This window comes from Bathymodiolus heckerae thiotrophic gill symbiont, from assembly GCF_900128515.1.
Taxonomy (GTDB): Bacteria; Pseudomonadota; Gammaproteobacteria; order PS1; family Pseudothioglobaceae; genus Thioglobus_A.
This window is the reverse complement of the sequence record NZ_FQTP01000106.1, coordinates 1-4,226: the sequence shown is the minus strand read 5'-3', so window position 1 is coordinate 4,226 and position 4,226 is coordinate 1. Positions and strand designations below refer to the sequence as shown.

Below are 4,226 nucleotides of genomic sequence, written 5' to 3'. Positions count from 1 at the left end.
TGGTATCGTTCATCGTTAGTCAGTTGTTGATAATTCATTGCAATTTCCCGTAGTAAGAAAATAGCAAAGTTTATTACAACTGGCTATTTAATTACAATTAAAATTGCACTTGTTATGCGAATTCAAGCTTTACCAAAATGTATAATTCAGTATTTTATAAGAAATATTGCTTCTTTTTTTACACTAACCACTCATAAATCACAATGGAAAACATACACAACCTTTGGCTTATTTGCTTTTTTTTCGCTTGCCTTCTCTTTATATTCTGCCTTATCATCCCCCCTAAAAAAATAGGTAGAATTTTGCCATTTTTTACTGCATTCTGGCCCAGTAAAAATATTCAATTAGATTTTCAATCTGTCTCTTATGTAGCGTTACACAGAAATATTATTAATAGAGTTATTCACTATTCTATTTTTGTAGATGCGTTTGCGTGGCTATTAATTCTTGATAGTTTTTGGCATGGTTTTTTGTATATAGCCTTACTGCTTTTTATTGTCCAAACCCTCTTAATCAAAGAATTGAAATTTACAATATTGGCTAACTTAATATTACTCACAACGCTAACAATTCTGCTTTCTTCTTTTGAAAGCAATATAGAATATTTGATGTTATGGACAATATTAAGCGCTGCTTTACGCGTAATTGGACATTTTTTTGAGCCATTACCACCTTTTTTAATTGATAATAGCGGTCAATTTTCCCCAATAAATCTTGCAACACTAAAAAAACTTGGCTTAGTTAGAACAATTGCCTTGCTTCCTATTGGTTTTCTTGCAGAGTTTTTATCTGGGCAGGCAAATCGTTTATTTTTAGTGCAAATAAACGCAATAACCAGCAAACTATATAAACACCAACACATTTTAGCTTGGAAAAATGTCGTTAAAAAAGGCCTTAATTCTTACAAAGAAGGGATTAAGCAAGAGCCTTTATTTAAAAGTTATTGTCGTTTTTTTGAAAAATAAGTGATATTAACCTGAGACGAATTCAACTCATATGTAGCTAGAGTTTTTAAATGGCTAGCTATCCTGTTTTTAGTTTTGCTATCCATAGATTTTCTATCTCTAAAATTAAGTTTGAGATTGCAGTTGCACTTTTTTGTGCTTTTGATTGTTGTTTTTTGTTACCATTCATAAATTTAGTAGTAGGTATTTGTTGACTAGTGGCTTCTCTAAAAGCAACTGCCTGTGGTATTTGTGTATTAAGCACTGTGTAGTGCTTTTCTTTAGATAAAGTAATTAAGTGCTCAATAAACTGTTTGCTGTCTCGTACTCTATCAATTCTGTAAATTACTCCGAATAGATCTGGCACATTAATACCCATATCTTTATAACTTTGTAATTCTGCAAGCGTTGAAAGTGTCCCACACTCAAGCTCTTTAACTGTTGCCATCTCTGGTAATATAGGTGTAAATAGTCAACCCTTAAAAACCCAATTCAAAATAACCAAACCTTATTTAATTACAAGCTTTTGCATACTGCAACATAAACCAATGATTCTTTATAAAAAAATAGCGAACCTTTTGTAAAAACAAAAAAATAGTAGTGGCAACTAGCCACTTTCTTAAATTCCAAGCACAAGCAGCCATTAAAACATTAATCTCATCGCCAATCTGCCCTTTTAGTAGATTTCTAGATAGCCTGAAGTCTGACTTTAAGTGTCCAATAATAGGCTCTATGGCAGCACGTCTTTTACACAGTTTGCGCTTTTTATCGCGCTGATAACGATTGTCTTGTTTAAGTGCCTTCTTAGGGAGGATAATTTTTGCACCCAATACCTCTTTTGCACCAACATAACCTCTATCGCATACTGCCTGTTTAATGGGCTTGTTTTTATCTCTATTGCTATTAGCATGACCAATGGCAGCGTGTAAGGTTTTGGAATCGTGAATGTTTTTGTTATGACTCACAACGCCAACAATAATGTTATTGTCTTTGGTTGATACAATGGACACTTTGTTGCCGTATTCATATTGTTTATGATCCTTGCCCTTGGCAATGACATAAACATTAGCTTCATGCAATGAATAGATTTTATTCTTGTCCTTAGGCTTTTGTGCTAGCACTTGTTGGTAGAGCAAGAAGTCTTTTTGATAGGTTGTAAACAACAGATATTGAGGTAGTTTGCGTTGCAATTCTCTGATGAGCTTATTGGCAATGGTTCTAAGTCTTGTTAGTGCTTTCTTAGCTTTGGTGCGCTTTTTAACATGACGGAAGTGTCTGATTGCCAAGCGACAATTTTTAACCTCTTTGATATAAGTACGGCGCTGTTGAATGTTATGGTGTTTTGCCAGCTTGTTAAGGCGATTGATAATCTTGATTGCCAGTTTGGCATCAGTAGGATAGGTGATGTTTTTTTCTTGTACGGTGGTGCCAATTAACACGCTTGGCTCTTGTGCTAAGCTACCATGCAATTCAATACTCATTTTAAAAATAAGATTAAAACCTTGGGTGCCAATGCGCTTTCTAAAATGTACCAGTTCAGTAGCATTGCAAGGAACATCAGGCGTGTAGTTTGGATAGCCACAGAAGTATTGGTAATAAGGGTTGCGCTTAAACTACAACACAACACGCTCGTCAGAGAGGTTCTCCAACTGTTTAAGCATGAGTAAGCCCACCATCAGCCTAATGGGTTTTGAGGGTCTGCCGTTGTCTTTAGTAATGCTGCTCAAAGCTATGATCAAAGACTGCCCAGTTAATGGCATTGGCCAGCTGTATTAAAGGGTCTTTAGTGTCTAATTGGGAGAAAAGCTCTGAATGAAAAAGATTTTGTTGACCTGTGTTTGGGGTTGATTTTGTTAGCATTTTTTATCAGCAAAACGACCAAGAAAGATAGGGTGTTTTATCAAAATCTGGTTGATTTGTCTGTGATATATTGTGGTTTTATTGTTATAAATCAGTTTGTTGTGTGGTTTTTAAGGGTTGACTAATTAACTTAATGTCAAGCTCTTGTTCAAAAAAACCGGTAGTTTTTCTGTCTGGCCTTTTTATAATCTACAGGAACAAAATTCGCAATAAAGCAATTAGCAAAAGAAAATTTGTGGTTGAGAGAACTTATGGAAACTGCAAAAGATAGCAGAAAAAGTTAACTTAAAAGCTATTACTTACAACTGTCTATAAAAATATATTGATAAATATAGGGTAATTATGTCTTTTTGGTGAGTTATTCAAAGGTCTTTAAAAACATAACAAATCATTTTAAGAGACAAAACAAGTAGGTGGTACTATTGTTTTTTCCTGTTTTCAAGCACAAATGAAATAAGCTGGTTAAATACCCTACACTGCTTTGGAGTGCATACTACCAAAAAGTAATATTTTTCTTTCCCTTAACGGATTTACTGTTATCAGGGTTGTCTTCGCATTCATCAGCAATACATAAGATAAAGTCACCATGAAAGGGAGAAGATATATTAACTAAGTCGCCTGGTTTAAAGCCTGAATCATCAACAGTAGGAGAGCAATAGACTATTTTTTGGGTATATTCACCAACTTCTTCAGAGACATCCTTAAGGCCACAGGATATTTCATAATCACCATTTGATGATGTAATTGTAATATCAACCGCCATTGCAGTTGTTTTTACTATGGTATCAACAGCAGGATTGTTAATATAAAAATTTTCTGTAGCTAATACTTGCATGCAGAAAGTAAGTGAAAAAAACAAAATAACAAAATTAGGGATAAAGCGATTAGCGGCAATCATAGTAAATTTTCAATTAATTAAAGAATGCAATTATATCATCTTAATGAATATTGTGCTATTTAAAGTAGGCTGTTTCATTACTTTGCATTATTCCCTTATACAATACCTTCATCTAACAAAAACTCGTATGCCATAATAAGACCATAAATAGAACTTGAGATAAACAAGAACCCCCATTCAATTAATGATTTTTTTATGCGGTCAATATTAAACAACATTCGAGTTGTAAACAATAAGATAAACACTAGTATAAGAATCACAACTTCTCGAAAATCTCTGTAAAAAATCCCCGTATAAAACATACTTAGTACAAACCAAACTTTTATAAAAACAAATAACTCAAGTGCTGTATTAAGTGCGTAAAACATTAAATTAAAATATTTATTGCTTATAAATTCTTGAATTCGCACATTAAGTGCAATTTCTCCTAAGCCGTTAATAAATCAACAGCCTTTCCTAAAAATAACTCAACTGGTTGTTTCCCACCTCGTGTTTTTCGAGGTCTTGTGTTGAGTCGCTTCATG

The 4,226-nt window shown here is 33.6% G+C and carries 4 protein-coding genes and 1 pseudogene; 1 reads left to right on the top strand and 4 read right to left on the bottom strand.

What is annotated here, in order from left to right; translation table 11 throughout:
- Positions 1-302 precede the first annotated feature (302 nt).
- Entirely contained in the window at positions 303-965 is a 663-nt protein-coding gene (locus tag BTHERMOSOX_RS09520) for a hypothetical protein (RefSeq protein ID WP_138120892.1), read from the top strand.
- Between the two features lie 58 nt (positions 966-1,023).
- Here the strand turns inward: BTHERMOSOX_RS09520 and BTHERMOSOX_RS09515 are convergent, their stop codons facing one another.
- The 4 genes and pseudogenes from BTHERMOSOX_RS09515 to BTHERMOSOX_RS09505 form a co-directional block, all read right to left on the bottom strand.
- On the bottom strand, positions 1,024-1,392 hold the full coding sequence (locus BTHERMOSOX_RS09515) for a hypothetical protein (RefSeq protein ID WP_138120890.1): 369 nt from the start codon (positions 1,390-1,392) through the stop codon (positions 1,024-1,026).
- A gap of 160 nt (positions 1,393-1,552) precedes the next feature.
- Positions 1,553-2,494, bottom strand: a pseudogene (locus tag BTHERMOSOX_RS09510) (IS5 family transposase); the annotation flags it as partial.
- 63 nt (positions 2,495-2,557) lie between these two features.
- On the bottom strand, positions 2,558-2,620 hold the full coding sequence (locus BTHERMOSOX_RS11830) for a hypothetical protein (protein ID WP_249360675.1): 63 nt from the start codon (positions 2,618-2,620) through the stop codon (positions 2,558-2,560).
- Between the two features lie 677 nt (positions 2,621-3,297).
- A complete protein-coding gene (locus BTHERMOSOX_RS09505; RefSeq protein WP_138120888.1) occupies positions 3,298-3,702 on the bottom strand; it encodes a hypothetical protein in 405 nt (134 codons plus the stop codon).
- Positions 3,703-4,226: the final 524 nt, after the last annotated feature.